Genomic DNA, 14,603 nt, shown 5'->3' with positions numbered 1-14,603 from the left:
CCCCCGCGCCAAGGCAAGCAAGGCATGGCCAAAGCCCGCGATCCCCGCTAGATACGGGCGAACCTTTCCCAGACCGGACCAGCCCAGATGTCGGATGCCGCAGATATACCGCAAATCTACCTGATCACACCGTCGGATTTCGACCTCGAAACCTTCCCCGACAGGCTCGCCGCCTGTCTGGACAGCACCGAGATCGGCTGCGTCCGGCTGGCGCTGGCAACCAAGGATGATGCCAAGATCGCCCGCGCCGCCGATGCATTGCGCGCTGTGACCCATGCGCGCGACGTGGCCTTGGTGATCGAAAGCCATGTGCTGATGGTCGAAAGGCTGGGGCTGGACGGGGTGCATCTGCTTGACGCCGCGCGCTCGGTCAAAAAGATCCGCAAGGATCTGGGCGATGATGCGATCCTCGGCACATTCTGCGGCAATTCGCGCCATGACGGCATGACCGCGGGCGAGCTTGGCGCCGATTACATCAGCTTTGGCCCGGTCGGCGTCAGCCCTCTGGGGGATGGCCGTATCGCCGATCCAGAACTTTTCGCCTGGTGGTCGGAAATGATCGAAGTCCCCGTCGTCGCCGAAGGCGCGCTCAGCGCCGCGCTGATCCGGGACCTGACGCCGCATACCGATTTCTTCGGCATCGGCGATGAAATCTGGCGCGAGGATGACGCGGCCGCCGCCCTTGGCAAACTCCTCAAGGCAATGACCTCTTAGCGACTTCTTTTTTCCAAAAATACTCAGCCTGCCCCGGACTTGATCCGGGGGGGTGAGGCGCGCAGCGACGAGGGGCAGCGCCCCTAACCTGCCACCCCCGCGCGCACCGTTTCTTCCAAGGCCAACGCCAGCGCCTTGCGATCGGTAAAATCGCGCACCCGCAGGGGCGGATGGTAGATCACGCTCACACCGCCCTGGCGCGGCGCGGCCAATGTATGCAGCAGATGCGGCCCGAAGGCCATATCGCCCCACCAGCCATAAAACCGCGGATCTGCGCCCAAAGGCGCGTGATAGCGCAGGCTGACCGGCTGCACCTGCAGATCATCGCGCAAAGCAGGATCGAAAAACGCCGCAAAAAGCGTCGGTTTGAAGGGCAGCACCTGCAAGCCATCGGTCGAGGTGCCTTCGGGAAAGAACAGCAGTTTATGCCCCGCCTGCAATCTGGCGCGGAAGATGGCGATCTGGCCGGGCGCGTCGCGGCGGTCGCGGCGGATGAACACCGTGCCGGTCGCGCGCGCCAGCCAGCCGATACCGGGCCAGCCCGCCACCTCGGATTTCGAGACGAAATAGATCCGCTTGCGCGCGTTCAGCGCAAAGATATCCAGCCAGCTTGCGTGATTGGCCACCACCGCGCCGGTGCCGCGCATCGGCTGGCCCGCGCTGCGATAGCGGATGCCCAGCAGCACAAAGGCCGTCTGGCAGACATATTGCGTGACATAGGGCGTCACCGGGCGGCGCAGCCCGCAAAGCGGCCGCTCGACCAGCCGGATCAGCAGCAAGAGGATCAGCCCGCCAAAGACCAGCAAGGCCAAAGGAAGCCCGCGCCGCGCCACACGCAGCCAATCGCGCAAACCCAGCGGGCGATGATCCGGCGGGGCCGCGCCGTGCCAGATTTCAGCCATGCGCCAGCGGCCTTGTGTAAAGATCGCTATGCCGCGCGCTGAGCTGGGATCTGGGCAGGATCAGACAGACATCTGTGGTGTTGAAGGCGTGGTCCACATAGACCCCCTGCCCCACGACACCGCCGATGCGCAGATAGGCCTTGATCAGCGCCGGGGTGTCGCGCATTGCTGCGACCCGGTCGATCTGCGCTGCTGGCAGCGGCGTGAAATCGACAGCCCCCGCGCCTCTGGCCTGCACAAGAAACCGCGCGGGCGCCAGATGGCGGTGAAACAACAGGCTGAGCGGGGCAGCCAGATGGTCAAGGTCGGTGCCATGAAAGGACGCCACCCCGAAGAGCAAATCAATCTCTTGCGCCGCGACATAGGCGGCCAGCGCCTGCCACAGATGCAGCATCGCCATACCGCCGCGATAGTCAGGGTGCAGGCAGGACCGGCCCAGTTCCAGCAGCCGCAGCCCCGAGGTTTTCAGCCGCGACAGGTCATATTCGGTCTCGCAGTAAAACCGGCCCGCCGCTGCCGCCGCCGGTTCTGTCAGCAAACGGTAGACACCCACGACCTGATCCTCGGGGTCACGGGCCAGATCGCGCAGCAGCAGATGGGTCGCATGGGGATCAAAAAAGTCCCGTTCCAGCCCGGCGGCATGGTCGACCAATGGCCCGTCAGCGCCCAATTCGGTCACGAAAACCAGATAGCGCAACCGCTGCGCCGCCTGCACATCCTGCGGCGTTTGCGCGATCGAGACGGCAAAAGACGGCGGCTTGCATCTTGCTGTCGGCAGATCGCCGGGATGGTCCTGCATTTCGGTCATTAATAATTGGTTAACCTGTTAGCCTTCACATAAAGCCAATTGTTTCACGCAGTTGACTGTCAGGAGGTAAGATGATCAACTTCACGTTGTGCTTCCTAATCGTTAACGATATCCAAAACAACATGGCTTCCCTCGATCACGATCTTGCCCGCTTCGCGGAAATTCACGGTAATGCGGCCCGCGATATTGGATTGCACCTGGCCAATGCCCCAATCGGGCTGGGCTGGATGACGCACCAACATTCCGGGTTCTAGGATGGCGTTGATCCCCGACATATCTGTTTCCTTTTTGCTGGAGCCTTTGTAATGCGGCCTAACCTTGCCTCGCTTGTCGGCTCTCGGATTTGTCATGACCTTATCAGCCCAATCGGGGCCATCGGCAATGGGCTTGAATTGCTGGCGCTGACCGATGGCGACCCCGGCGCCGAGATGGAACTGATTGCCGATTCTGTCCAGAACGCCAGCGCGCGCATCCGGTTTTACCGCATCGCCTATGGCGCGGCCAGTGCCGACCAGCTGTTGGGCAGCGCCGATATCCTGCCGGTGATCTCGGTGCTGGCACGCGGCGGGCGCTTTACCTATTTTTGGCAAGTGGCCGAGCCGCGCCCCCGCCGCGAGGTGCGCTGCGCGCTTTTGCTGTTGCAATGTTTCGAGGCTGCGATGCCGGTCGGCGGGGATATCCATGTCAGCGTCATCGACAACCGCTGGGTGCTTAGCGCGGAAAGCCTGCGTTTTACCATCGATCCCGGTCTCTGGGACAGCTTGGCCAATGGCGGTGATGCCAGCTATGTCTATTCCGCAGCGCAGGTGCAATTCGCGCTTTTGCCCGATATGCTGCACGAGGCCGAACGCGATGTGCAGATCAAGATGAGCAGCGACCGCATCGTGGCCAGCTTCTGAGCGCCCAAGAGCTTGGCCCGTCCCGGACCGGGTCCGGGAAAAGATGAGTATTTTTGGAAAAAAGAAGACGGGGGCCGGAGAAGACAGGGACCTTAGAAGACAGGGGCCTTAGCCGCGCAGGGCCCCTTTGCCACTGACAAGATATTTGAAGCTGGTCAGCTGTTCGGCCCCGACAGGCCCGCGCGCATGCATCTTGCCGGTGGCGATGCCGATTTCCGCCCCCATGCCGAATTCACCGCCATCGGCGAATTGGGTCGAGGCGTTATGCATCAAGATCGCGCTGTCGAGCTGGGCAAAGAAATGGGCGGCGGCCTGCGCATCTTCGGTGATGATCGCATCGGTATGCTGCGAGCCATAGTGCCGGATATGCCCGATGGCGGCATCCACACCGTCGACCAATTTGGCCGCACAGATCATGTCGAGGAATTCGCATCCGAAATCACCCGGTTGCGCCTGGATTGTGCCGGGGATCTTGGCCAGATCGCCATCGGCGCGCACCGCGACCCCGGCTTGCAGCAGTGCCTCTATCAGGATCGGCCCGTGCTGGTCGTGGAATTGCCGGTCGATCAACAGGCATTCCATCGCCCCGCAGATACCCGTGCGGCGGGTTTTGGCGTTCAGCACGATGTCGCGCGCCATGGCAGGATCGGCGCTGGCATCCACATAGATATGGCAAATCCCTTCGAGATGGGCAAAGACCGGCACCCGCGCCTCGCGCTGGACCAGCCCCACCAACCCCTTGCCGCCGCGCGGCACGATCACATCGATATGATCCGTCGCGGTCAGCATCGCAGAAACAGCGGCACGGTCGCGCGTCGGCACCAGCTGGATCGCCGTCGCAGGCAGGCCCGCCTGTTCCAGCCCGGTTTGCAGGCAATGATGGATCGCCGTCGCGGAATGAAAGCTTTCCGACCCGCCCCGCAGGATCACCGCATTGCCCGATTGCAGGCAAAGCGCGCCGGCATCCGCCGTCACATTGGGCCGGCTTTCATAGATCACGCCGACCACCCCCAAAGGCGTGCGCACGCGCCGGATATGCAGCCCCGATGGCATATCCCATTGCGCCATCACCGCGCCCACCGGGTCAGGCTGGGCTGCGACATTGCGCAGCCCCTCGGCCATGGCGCGAATGCGCGGTTCGGTCAGGATCAGCCGGTCCATCATCGCGGGGCTAAGGCCTTTTTCGGCGCCATAAGCCTGATCCTTGGCATTGGCGTCGAGGATTGGTGCGATATTGGCGCAGATCGCATCGGCCGCAGCGATCAGCGCGGCCTTTTTGCGGTCCGATCCGGTGGTGGCCAGCACGGTGGCGGCGGCGCGCGCATCAGCGCCGATTTGCGCCATCAGGGCGGTGATATCTGTCATGTTCTGTCCCTAAAGCACCATATCGTCGCGATGCACCAAGGCAGCGCGGCCTTCATATCCCAAAACCGCCGCGATATCCGTCGATCTGCGGCCCATGATCTGGCGCGCCTCGGCGCTGGTATAGCGGGTCAGGCCCTGGCCCAGCTGCGCGCCCGTGGCATCGGCAATCGCGATCACCTCGCCCCGGCCAAAGCTGCCGATGATCCCGGTGACACCGGCGGGCAGCAGGCTTTTGCCCGACAGCAGCGCCTTGCCCGCCCCTGCATCGACCGTGACCGTGCCGCGCGGTTTCATCGCGGCGATCCAGCGTTTGCGCGCGGCCTGCGGGTCGACCTGTGCGGTGAACCATGTGCTGCGCGCGCCCTGCGCCAGCGCCAGCAGCGGATGCAGCCCGGTGCCAAGCGCGATGGCCATGGCACAGCCGCCGTCGGTCGCGATCTTGGCCGCCATCAGTTTCGTGATCATGCCGCCCTTGGACAGGGCTGATCCGACATCACCGGCCATCGATTCGATCTCTGGCGTGATTTTATCCACGATCCCAAGATGTTGCGCATCTTTGTTGACCTTGGGATTACCCGTATAAAGCCCGTCAACATCCGAGAGCAGCACCAGCTGATCGGCGCCAATGGTCACGGCGACCTGGGCGGCAAGCCGGTCATTATCGCCATAGCGGATTTCATCGGTGGCGATGGTGTCGTTTTCGTTGACGATCGGCACGACGCCGAACCCCAGCATGGTTTCCATCGTCGCGCGGCTGTTCAGATAACGCCGCCGGTCTTGCGAATCCTCCAGCGTGACAAGGACCTGACCTGCGATAATCCCATGCGGTGCCAGCGCCTGTTCATAGGCCCGCGCCAGCCGGATCTGGCCCACCGCGGCGGCGGCCTGTGATTGTTCCAGCGCAAGCGCGGCCTGCGGCAGACCCAACACGCCCCGCCCCAGCGCGATAGAGCCCGAGGAGACCAGGATCACATCGGTCCCGCGCGCCTTGATCTGCGCCACATCGGCGGCCAGCGAGGTCAGCCAATCTTGCCGCAAAGCCCCCGACGCGGCATCGACCAGCAAGGCCGAGCCGATCTTGACCACCAGCCGTTTGGCATCAATCAGGGTTGCCATTCGGGATCATCCGTGGCGGCATCCGCGATGCGGTGGCGCAGGCGGTTATCGTCGATTTCGGCACGCAGCGCGCGCAGCACCTCGGTCGTGCCTTCGCGGCTGACGCCGGACATCATCATCACAGGGCCGGTTGCAACAGCGGCCAGTTCGTCGCACAGAAAAGCGCGTTCTTCATCATCCAGCGCGTCGATCTTGTTCAGCACGGTGATGCGCGGCTTATCGGCCAGATCGCCGCCATATTGTTCCAATTCATGGATGATCGTCAGCAGATCACCCGCCGGATCGCCCGATGTGCCATCAATCAGGTGCAACAGCACAGCGCAGCGTTCGACATGGCCAAGGAACATATCGCCAAGGCCGCGGCCTTCGCTGGCACCGGCGATCAGGCCGGGAATGTCGGCCACGACGAATTCGACATCATCCACGCCGACAACGCCCAGATTGGGGACCAGCGTCGTGAACGGATAATCCGCAACCTTGGGGCGAGCGTTGGATGTTGCCGCCAGAAAGGTGGATTTGCCCGCATTGGGCATCCCCAAAAGACCCACATCGGCGATCAGTTTCAGCCGCAGCCAGATGGTGCGTTCAATCGCCTCTTGCCCCGGATTGGCGCGGCGCGGGGCCTGATTGGTGGCGGATTTGAAATGCAGATTGCCCCAGCCGCCATTGCCGCCCTTGGCGATGATGACGCGCTGGCCGATCTCTGTCAGATCGGCGATGACGGTTTCTTCGTCTTCGTCGATGATTTCGGTGCCGACGGGGACGCGCAGGATTTTATCCTCGCCATCCTTGCCGGTGCGCTGGCTGCCCATGCCATGCTGGCCATTACCTGCGAAAAAATGCTGCTGATAGCGGAAATCGATCAGCGTGTTCAGCCCGTCCACAGCCTCGACAATCACATCACCGCCATGGCCACCATCGCCGCCATCCGGCCCGCCATATTCGATGAACTTTTCGCGGCGGAAGGAAATACAACCCGCACCCCCGGCACCGGACCGGATGTAGACCTTGGCAAGATCGAGAAACTTCATGGATGCGGGCTTTCTGGGCTGTTCAGCGCAGGCGATAGTCTATTGTGCAGCGCTTCTCAAGCCATGGCCGGTCAGGCGCCGGTTTTCAGCGTATAGGTCCATGTCGGCACCGTCGCCCCGCGTGAGACGGAAAACGCCTCTGCATCGCCCAGGTAATCGAAACCGCAATTGGTCAGCACGCGGGCAGAGCCGGGGTTGTCCTGAAACACCTCGGCAAAGATACGTTCGGATTGATGCGGGTTGGCGGCGATGATCGCGCGCACGGCCTCTGACGCATAGCCGGTGTTCCAAAAGGCAGGCGCGATCCAGTAGAAAATCTCTGATTGCGCGCGGTCCATCCGTTCAAGGCTGATCAGGCCCAAAGCCTCTGCATGGCCATGGGCAGAGCCGTCGATGATCCAGACATCCTCTGTCCGGTCCGACAGCAAGGCGCGTTCGATCATCGCCTCGACCGTGCCGGGGGGCAAGGGATGCGGCACGGACCGTGTGCCGCGCGCGACGCGGTCATCGCCGGCATACATGGCGATCAGCCCGGCATCCGATTTGCGGCAAGGGCGCAGCATGAAGCGATCCGATTGGATCGTCTGTTGCACGATGATTTCCTCGTGGATCATGCTTTCCCTCCTCGAAAACAAGCCAGTTTGGCGCTTCGTAACCCGATATGGTAGCGAATTTATGAATAAAAAAGGGGACCGGCGAAAACCGATCCCCTCAATTATTCTGGTTGAGAAATTCGGTTTACTCGGCGGCCTCCGCCACGGGGAGAACCGAAATAAAGGTGCGGCCTTTCAGGCCCTTGTGAAATTTCACGGCACCTTCGGCTGTTGCAAAGATCGTGTGATCCTTGCCCATGCCGACGCCCATGCCTGGCCACATCTTGGTGCCACGCTGGCGCATGATGATGTTGCCGGGAATGACGGCTTCGCCGCCGAATTTCTTTACACCAAGACGACGACCCGCAGAGTCGCGTCCGTTACGGGATGAACCGCCTGCTTTTTTATGTGCCATCTCGTCTCTCCTTAAGCTTTGGACAGCTCGGCTGCTTGCGCAACCCAGCCTTCACGTGCGATGCGGCCTTTGAACGACAGCTTTTCGTCAAATGCAGCGACATCCTCTTCGGACCAAGCGGCGATCTGTGCGAAAGATGTCACGCCAGCGGCCTGCAATTTCTTTTCCAGCGCCGGGCCGACGCCCGACAGCTTTTTCAGATCATCGCCACCGGTTTCGGCTGCGGCGGCTTTGGGCGCTGCGGCTTTCTTGGGCTTGGCGATGCCTTTGGGGTTCACGCGGGGCGTGATGTCCATCTTGATGCCAGCACCGGATACGGCGGCCATGACGCCGGATTTGTCGGCACCTGTTTCCAGGATATCGGCGATCCGCACCAGGGTCAGTTGCTGACGATGGCCTTTCTTGCGCTGGCTGCCATGCTTACGACGACGCTTGACGTAATTGATGGTCTTTTCGCCCTTGATCTGGTCGATCACCTCGGCCTGAACGCCGGCACCGGCCACCAAAGGCGCGCCAACGGTCGCACCGACCATCAGAATCTCGTTGAACTGGATCTTGTCGCCAGCTTTTGCCGCCAGCTTTTCGACGCGCAGCACATCGCCAGAGGCGACTTTATACTGCTTGCCGCCGGTTTTGAGAACCGCAAACATATGTTATTCCTTCATTTTCCGCGTCGCTGAGGCCCCGGTGTGATCCGGCGTTAGGTGCCTGTGGACTGCGCGCCCGTAGGCGTCATTTTGCAAATACCCCGACAAAACCCTTGTCAGGATGGCGGCTTATCCGTCCAATGCCCCCGTAAGTCAAGCCAAAAGAAGGTCAAAAACCCCATGCGCCCTGCCCTGATCCTGCCGCTTGTTCTGGCCGCCTGCACCATGGCGCCGCTGACCACATTGACCGATCCGGCCCAGGCCCAGAAACGCGGTCAGGTCGAGGTGATCGTCAAATCCGATTATGACGCGATCCGCCGCGATATCGGCGCAGGTGGCGGCCCGGCGCTGAACGCGGCGATGGATGCCGCGGGGGTGCCCGCGCAAGACCGGCCCACCCGCGTGATCCAGCTGCAAGCGAATATGGGCCTCTATGACGCCACCCCCAGCGCGCTGATCACGGCGCTTTTGGTTTACGGCGCTTAGAAACCGCTGATCACGCTGTCGCGGAATGCGACCAGATCCCAGAATGCCTTGGACCGGGCGATGTCATCGACCTGATCCTTGGGCAGGCCGCGCGCGACCATCCGGCCATATAATTCCTGCGGAAAACCCGCCGAGACCGCGGGCACGCTGACCATCGGATTGATATCGGCGGGGCGGGCTGCGGCCTCGGCCGGGCAGCCACGGGTCGGGTTGCCATTGGGCCTGCGGCCATCGGCGCGCAAGGATTGCACAGCCGCGAAATAGATCGCACATTCGTTAAAAACAAGCCGTTCCTGACGCGGATCACCCGTCGGCAAGGCCGGGTCGACCGCCACCAGCGCCCCCTGCCCCGCGCATCCTGCCAAAAGGCCAAGCACACATGCGGCGGTCAGTTTAAGTTGCAAGATCCTGTTCCTTCTTGTTGATGGACCCACACCATACCGCCTTTGGCCTGCTTGCCAAGACCGCTTACAGGTCCTGGCTGATGATAAAGCCAGAAGCCGCCGAGCCCAATTCGCGCGACAGCTGCACAAAAATCTGGTCAAAGGCGATGAACAGCGCCTGCGTCATCGCGCGGCCTTCTTGGGTCTGGCTAAAGGCGGTCAATTCCGCGATCTCTTGATCCTGCAAGGGCGCATAGGCCAGCAGCAAAAAGGCGCTCAGCCACTCGGTCGTGCTGCGGCGGATCTGGTCCTCTTGCGCCCAGACATCGGCCAGCAGATCATCGGCGCTGACACCGGGCAAAGTGGCCCCGCCCGAAACCAGCGCATCAACAAAGGCGAAATTGGCATTCAGCCCGCCGACGACATTGGCCTCGATCAGGTCATTGGCGGCGATGAAATCACTGATCAGCTGATAGCGCGGCGTATCGGCCAGCGCCTGTTCGGCGGCAAATTCCTTGCTTGCGGCATCCATGGCGGGGTCCAGCATCGCGCGGCGTGCCGCGACCTCGCCCGCGACGATGCGCTGGCCCAGCGGCGCGCCGTAAAAGGCCAGCGCCGGTGCCAGATCCTGCCCCTCCAGCGCTGTGACAAAGGCGCTGCGCATCTGTGCGACCAATCTGTCGGCATCATAGATCCGGTCCAGATGCGCGGCCCAGCGGGGGGTCATCCCTGCGGGAAACATGTCTTGCGCGATGGTTTTGCCGTAATCCAGCCCCTCGTCGCGCATCACCGCAACGATCTGCGGCATGCCGACCAGATCGAACAAGGCATCGGCATCGCCATCCTGGGCATAGCTGGGTCCAACCAAAGGCCCCGCAAGCCCCCCGGCAAAGCTCAGCACGGCAACAAGCGACAAAAACAGGCGGCGCAACATGATCATTCCTTTCGGTTTGGGCGATATCGGCCATGACAAACACGATTTTTGCGGCAATGCCCATGCAATTCTCGGTGAGAGCGTTTTGCCCCTTGCGCAGCGCGGCGCGGCACATTATCCCGCCCGCACCGCGGAGAGGTGCCGGAGTGGTCGAACGGGGCGGTCTCGAAAACCGTTGTGGGTGCAAGCCCACCCAGGGTTCGAATCCCTGTCTCTCCGCCAATATCATCCCCAAAATCGCATGATCTGGCACCGCCACGCCGGGCGGGCGGGGCATGGCCTGCATGTCGCAGCCGCGCCTGTGCCAAGGAACGATCCGTCCCGCCACAGCGTTGATCAGCATGGACCGCCGCACCATTACGCGGGGGTCGCTTGTCGCATGCAACCGGAGACGATGATGAAACATGTCCTTTTGACCATGACCCTGATGGCCCCGCTGGCGGCCGGCAGCGCCTTGGCGCAGACCAGCGGCGCCGTGAACGAGACCATCAGCCAGACCAATGCGCCCGACCTGCAACCCATCGCCTATGGCGGGGACTGGCCGCCGACGCTGATCATGGCGATGTTGACCCATGACCGGCTGACCCTGCGCCCCGCCGAGGAACTGGCACTGCAATGGCGCACGCTTGCGCCCGGTGATCAGGATATCATCCGCCGCGATTGCGCCGATCTGGCCCAGCTGACCGCGGCAGAGATGCTTTCTGATGCGCCCGGCCAGATGTCGGATGACGGCAATGGCCGCGCTGTTGCGGGGGCGGATGACACGGCGGCCCGCTTGGGCACGGGGGCCAATACGCGCGGCACGCTGGACGGGCAGGCCCCGGCAGATGTCGTCACCGGCGCGCCTGTTGATGGCACCACCGGCCAGCCCGGCGCGACGGGCACCAGTGGTGACACGGCCGTCACGGCATTTACCGCCGATACCGCCCGCCAGGGAGAGGGGCCAGCGATGGACACTGCAGGCACGGTGATGTCGCAAGATGATCGCGTCACCGATGCCACGATCTCGATCGCGCAGATGCAGCGGATCTGCACGGCCTTGCGCGATCAATGACCCAGCGGCCCTAGCGCCGCTTTTGCAGATAGCCCCAGACCGTCAGCACCAGCACCGCGCCGATGGCGGCACCGATGATGCCTGCGCCCTGCCCCGTCCCATATAGCCCCAGCGTCTGCCCGACAAAAGACGCCACGACAGCCCCGATAATCCCCAGCGCCGTGGTGCGCAGAAAGCCTGAGGGATGGTGATCGCCCGGCGTGATAGCCCGCGCGATCAGCCCCGCGACAAAGCCGATGATGATGATCCAGAGAAGCGCCATGATCTATCCTGTTCTTGTGATGTCAGCTGACCAACGCGCGACCGCAGGACACGTTCCTGCATAGCCGCGCGATGCTGTCGGTGGCACTCTCTGCGCTGCCGCAAACCCGCTATACATCCGCGCGCCTTGCGACAGTATGGGCCCAACCAGCCCGGAGCCTTGCTATGTCCACCAACCCTTTGTTGCAGCCCTATCAGCTTAAACATCTGACCCTGCGCAACCGGATCATGACCACCAGCCATGAACCCGCCTATCCCGAGGACGGGATGCCCAAGGCACGCTATGCCGCCTATCATGCCGAACGGGCCAAGGCGGGGGTGGCGCTGACCATGACCGCAGGATCCGCCGCCGTGTCGCGTGACAGCCCGCCGGTGTTCAATAACATCCTTGCCTACAAGGACGAGGTCGTGCCCTGGATCAAGAACCTGACCGATGCCTGCCATGACCACGGCTGCGCGGTGATGATCCAACTGACGCATCTGGGGCGGCGCACCGGCTGGGCCAAGGGCGACTGGCTGCCTTCTGTTTCTTCTTCGCGGCACCGCGAGCCGGCGCATCGGGCCTTTCCCAAACTGGCCGAGGATTGGGATATCGCGCGGATCATCACCGATTTCGCGGATGCGGCCGAACGGATGCAGGCCGGTGGCATGGACGGGATCGAATTGCAGGTCTACGGCCATCTGCTTGATCAATTCTGGTCGCCGCTGACCAATGATCTGGACGGGCCTTACGGGGGGCAAAGCCTCGATAGCCGGATGCAATTGCTGCGCGATGTGCTGACAGCCTGTCGCAAACGGGTGGGCGACGATTTCATCATCGGCCTGCGTTACACGGCGGACGAGGCAGCGGCGGGTGGCATCACCCCCGAGGAAGGCATCACAATTTCCAAAAAGCTGGCCGATACCGGCATGGTCGATTTTCTGAACGTCATCAAAGGCCGCATCCATACCGATCCTGCGATGACCGATGTGATCCCCGTGCAGGGCATGAAAAGCGCGCCGCATCTGGATTTCGCAGGCGCCGTGAAACAGGCAACAGGATTGCCGACCTTCCATGCCGCGCGCATCCCCGATGTGGCCACCGCACGCCATGCGATACAGGCCGGATTGCTGGATATGGTCGGCATGACGCGGGCGCATATGGCCGACCCGCATATCCTGCGCAAGATCATGGACGGGCGCGAGGATGACATCCGCCCCTGTGTGGGGGCCACCTATTGCCTTGACCGGATCTATCAGGCGGGCGAGGCGCTTTGCATCCATAACGCTGCCACCGGGCGCGAATTGACCATGCCGCATGACATCGCCCCCGCCCCTGCGGCGCGCAAGGTCGTGATCATCGGTGCGGGGCCAGCGGGGCTAGAGGCTGCGCGCGTTGCCGCCGCACGCGGCCATGCCGTCACCGTATTCGAGGCCCAGCCCGACCCCGGCGGCCAGATCCGGCTGACCGCACAGAACCCGCGCCGGCGCGAAATGATCGGCATCATCGATTGGCGCATGGCGCAATGTGCCGCGCGCGATGTGAGCTTTCATTTCAACACCTGGGCCGAGGCTGCCGATGTGACCGCCCTTGCCCCCGATGTGGTGATCGTGGCGACGGGCGGGCTGCCCAATACGCAGCTCTTTGAACAAAAAGAGGAAAATCCGCTGGTGGTCAGCGCCTGGGATATCATCTCGGGCGATGTCAAACCGGGCCAGGATGTGCTGATCTATGATGAAAGCGGCGATCATCCCGGCCTGATGGCAGCAGAGGTCGTGGCCAATACCGGCGCAAGCGTCGAGGTGATGACGCCCGACCGCAGCTTTGCGCCTGAAATCATGGGGATGAACCTTGTGCCCTATATGCGCGCTTTGCAGGATAAGGATGTGACCTTCACCGTCACCCGCCGCCTGCTGGATGTCACCCGCGAGGGCAACCGGCTGCGCGCGGTGATCGGCACCGATTACAGCACCTTCACCAAGCAAAAGACCTATGACCAGATCGTGGTGAATTACGGGACCTTGCCGCTGGATGATCTTTATTTCGACCTCAAGCCCTTGTCGCGCAATCTGGGCGAGGTTGATCAGGACGCGCTGATATCGGGGCGCGCGCAAGCGGTCGCGACCAATCCGGAGGGCGCGTTCCAGCTGTTTCGGATCGGGGATGCGGTCAGCGCGCGCAATATCCATGCGGCGATCTATGATGCGCTGCGGCTGGTAAAGGATCTGTAAGCTGGGCTGAAGCCCATCCTACATTAGACCTTATAGGATGGCAGATGCTGAAACGCCTCTTTCAAAGCATCGCCCCAACCGCTTGAGATTGCTTGATAAACCGGATCATCATCATCAATGCGCAGGGTGCGGCCTTGGGCGAAACTATCCTTGTCATAGATTTGCAGATCAAAGGGCAGTCCGACCGACAGGTTCGATTTGACGGTGGAATCAAAAGACACCAGCAAGAGTTTGACCGCCTCTTCAAAGCTCATCATCGGGTCATAGGCGCGCACAAGGATCGGCTTGCCATATTTCGTCTCTCCGATCTGGAAAAACGGGGTATCGGGGGTGATCTCGATGAAATTGCCCTGCGGATAGATCAGGAAAATCGTGGGCTGACCGCCCTTGATCTGGCCGCCGACAATGGCCGAGGCCGCGAATTGTTCGGCCGATTGCCCGCTCAGGCTGCTTTCGGCGATCACCTCTTTCAAGGTGGCACCGACCAGCCGGGCGATCTGGAACATGGTGGCTTCGCGCAGGATGCTGGGGTTGCGGTCCTCGGTCGTGATCGAGCGTTCGCGCAGCAGGCTGACCATGGCCTGGGTCGTGGCCAGATTGCCAGCGGTCATGATGGTGATCATCCGCTCGCCCGGCACATGCCAATGGAACATCTTCTTGCTGGTCGAGAAATTGTCGACGCCCGCATTGGTGCGGGTGTCGGACATGAACACCAGCCCATGGTCGAGCTGCATTCCGATGCAATAGGTCATCAAGGCCTGTCCTTAGCGGGATATGATCACAG

General features: G+C 62.2%; 18 protein-coding genes and 1 tRNA gene. 6 read left to right on the top strand and 13 right to left on the bottom strand.

From position 1 onward, the window contains the following. Window positions 1-87: 87 nt before the first annotated feature. On the top strand, window positions 88-714 hold the full coding sequence (locus tag LOKVESSMR4R_RS07155; RefSeq protein WP_087207035.1) for a thiamine phosphate synthase: 627 nt from the start codon (window positions 88-90) through the stop codon (window positions 712-714). Between the two features lie 83 nt (window positions 715-797). Here the strand turns inward: LOKVESSMR4R_RS07155 and LOKVESSMR4R_RS07150 are convergent, their stop codons facing one another. The 3 genes from LOKVESSMR4R_RS07150 to LOKVESSMR4R_RS07140 all read right to left on the bottom strand — a co-directional run bounded on the left by LOKVESSMR4R_RS07150 (window position 798) and on the right by LOKVESSMR4R_RS07140 (window position 2,699). Continuing rightward, window positions 798-1,616 (bottom strand): lysophospholipid acyltransferase family protein, encoded by an 819-nt coding sequence (locus LOKVESSMR4R_RS07150; RefSeq protein WP_087207033.1) that lies wholly within the window; start codon window positions 1,614-1,616, stop codon window positions 798-800. Continuing rightward, a complete protein-coding gene (locus LOKVESSMR4R_RS07145) occupies window positions 1,609-2,424 on the bottom strand; it encodes a GNAT family N-acetyltransferase (RefSeq protein WP_087207031.1) in 816 nt (271 codons plus the stop codon). Before LOKVESSMR4R_RS07145 ends, LOKVESSMR4R_RS07150 begins: the two co-directional genes overlap by 8 nt. A gap of 95 nt (window positions 2,425-2,519) precedes the next feature. Next, window positions 2,520-2,699 (bottom strand): DUF3553 domain-containing protein, encoded by a 180-nt coding sequence (locus LOKVESSMR4R_RS07140; RefSeq protein ID WP_087207029.1) that lies wholly within the window; start codon window positions 2,697-2,699, stop codon window positions 2,520-2,522. A gap of 30 nt (window positions 2,700-2,729) precedes the next feature. On the opposite strand from LOKVESSMR4R_RS07140, the gene LOKVESSMR4R_RS07135 reads away from it, so the two are divergent. Beyond that, window positions 2,730-3,323 (top strand): histidine phosphotransferase family protein, encoded by a 594-nt coding sequence (locus LOKVESSMR4R_RS07135; protein WP_087207027.1) that lies wholly within the window; start codon window positions 2,730-2,732, stop codon window positions 3,321-3,323. A gap of 108 nt (window positions 3,324-3,431) precedes the next feature. Here LOKVESSMR4R_RS07135 and LOKVESSMR4R_RS07130 read toward each other — a convergent pair whose 3' ends face one another. The 6 genes from LOKVESSMR4R_RS07130 to LOKVESSMR4R_RS07105 form a co-directional block, all read right to left on the bottom strand. Then, window positions 3,432-4,688 carry a glutamate-5-semialdehyde dehydrogenase gene (locus tag LOKVESSMR4R_RS07130; protein ID WP_087207025.1) on the bottom strand — a complete coding sequence of 419 codons (1,257 nt, stop codon included), beginning with the start codon at window positions 4,686-4,688 and terminating at the stop codon, window positions 3,432-3,434. Between the two features lie 9 nt (window positions 4,689-4,697). Next, window positions 4,698-5,804, bottom strand: coding sequence for a glutamate 5-kinase (proB, locus tag LOKVESSMR4R_RS07125; RefSeq protein WP_087207023.1), 1,107 nt, complete (start codon window positions 5,802-5,804; stop codon window positions 4,698-4,700). Then, window positions 5,792-6,835, bottom strand: coding sequence for a GTPase ObgE (gene obgE, locus LOKVESSMR4R_RS07120; RefSeq protein ID WP_087207021.1), 1,044 nt, complete (start codon window positions 6,833-6,835; stop codon window positions 5,792-5,794). The genes proB and obgE overlap by 13 nt, the downstream gene beginning before the upstream one ends. A gap of 71 nt (window positions 6,836-6,906) precedes the next feature. Further along, a complete protein-coding gene (locus LOKVESSMR4R_RS07115; protein WP_087207020.1) occupies window positions 6,907-7,449 on the bottom strand; it encodes a GNAT family N-acetyltransferase in 543 nt (180 codons plus the stop codon). Between the two features lie 124 nt (window positions 7,450-7,573). Further along, a complete protein-coding gene (gene rpmA, locus LOKVESSMR4R_RS07110; protein WP_026352164.1) occupies window positions 7,574-7,843 on the bottom strand; it encodes a 50S ribosomal protein L27 in 270 nt (89 codons plus the stop codon). 11 nt (window positions 7,844-7,854) lie between these two features. Beyond that, window positions 7,855-8,493 carry a 50S ribosomal protein L21 gene (locus LOKVESSMR4R_RS07105; protein ID WP_087207017.1) on the bottom strand — a complete coding sequence of 213 codons (639 nt, stop codon included), beginning with the start codon at window positions 8,491-8,493 and terminating at the stop codon, window positions 7,855-7,857. 177 nt (window positions 8,494-8,670) lie between these two features. Here LOKVESSMR4R_RS07105 and LOKVESSMR4R_RS07100 point away from each other — a divergent pair, with 177 nt between their 5' ends. Continuing rightward, entirely contained in the window at window positions 8,671-8,976 is a 306-nt protein-coding gene (locus LOKVESSMR4R_RS07100) for a hypothetical protein (RefSeq protein ID WP_087207016.1), read from the top strand. Here the strand turns inward: LOKVESSMR4R_RS07100 and LOKVESSMR4R_RS07095 are convergent. Then, complete coding sequence (locus tag LOKVESSMR4R_RS07095; protein ID WP_087207014.1) at window positions 8,973-9,380, bottom strand: hypothetical protein; 408 nt, start codon at window positions 9,378-9,380, stop codon at window positions 8,973-8,975. The two genes, LOKVESSMR4R_RS07100 and LOKVESSMR4R_RS07095, sit on opposite strands and share 4 nt — an antisense overlap. A gap of 64 nt (window positions 9,381-9,444) precedes the next feature. Continuing rightward, window positions 9,445-10,293, bottom strand: a complete 849-nt coding sequence (locus tag LOKVESSMR4R_RS07090; RefSeq protein ID WP_087212779.1) for a DUF2059 domain-containing protein — start codon at window positions 10,291-10,293, stop codon at window positions 9,445-9,447. Between the two features lie 132 nt (window positions 10,294-10,425). Between LOKVESSMR4R_RS07090 and LOKVESSMR4R_RS07085 the strand changes: the two genes are divergently transcribed. Then, window positions 10,426-10,515 (top strand) — tRNA-Ser (locus LOKVESSMR4R_RS07085). Between the two features lie 172 nt (window positions 10,516-10,687). Then, window positions 10,688-11,347, top strand: coding sequence for a hypothetical protein (locus LOKVESSMR4R_RS07080; protein ID WP_157898152.1), 660 nt, complete (start codon window positions 10,688-10,690; stop codon window positions 11,345-11,347). Window positions 11,348-11,357: 10 nt separating this feature from the next. On the opposite strand, the gene LOKVESSMR4R_RS07075 is transcribed toward LOKVESSMR4R_RS07080, so the two are convergent. Next, window positions 11,358-11,609, bottom strand: a complete 252-nt coding sequence (locus tag LOKVESSMR4R_RS07075; RefSeq protein WP_087207010.1) for a GlsB/YeaQ/YmgE family stress response membrane protein — start codon at window positions 11,607-11,609, stop codon at window positions 11,358-11,360. Window positions 11,610-11,773: 164 nt separating this feature from the next. On the opposite strand from LOKVESSMR4R_RS07075, the gene LOKVESSMR4R_RS07070 reads away from it, so the two are divergent. After that, the gene (locus LOKVESSMR4R_RS07070) at window positions 11,774-13,819 is read left to right on the top strand and encodes an NADH:flavin oxidoreductase (RefSeq protein WP_087207008.1); all 2,046 of its coding nucleotides are present in this window, start codon (window positions 11,774-11,776) and stop codon (window positions 13,817-13,819) included. A 23-nt stretch (window positions 13,820-13,842) separates the two neighbouring features. Here the strand turns inward: LOKVESSMR4R_RS07070 and LOKVESSMR4R_RS07065 are convergent, their stop codons facing one another. Next, complete coding sequence (locus tag LOKVESSMR4R_RS07065; RefSeq protein WP_204248738.1) at window positions 13,843-14,571, bottom strand: peptidase; 729 nt, start codon at window positions 14,569-14,571, stop codon at window positions 13,843-13,845. Window positions 14,572-14,603: the final 32 nt, after the last annotated feature.

Origin of the sequence: Yoonia vestfoldensis, from assembly GCF_002158905.1 — a bacterium.
GTDB lineage: Bacteria > Pseudomonadota > Alphaproteobacteria > Rhodobacterales > Rhodobacteraceae > Yoonia > Yoonia vestfoldensis_B.
This window is presented reverse-complemented; position numbering and strand designations above follow the sequence as displayed.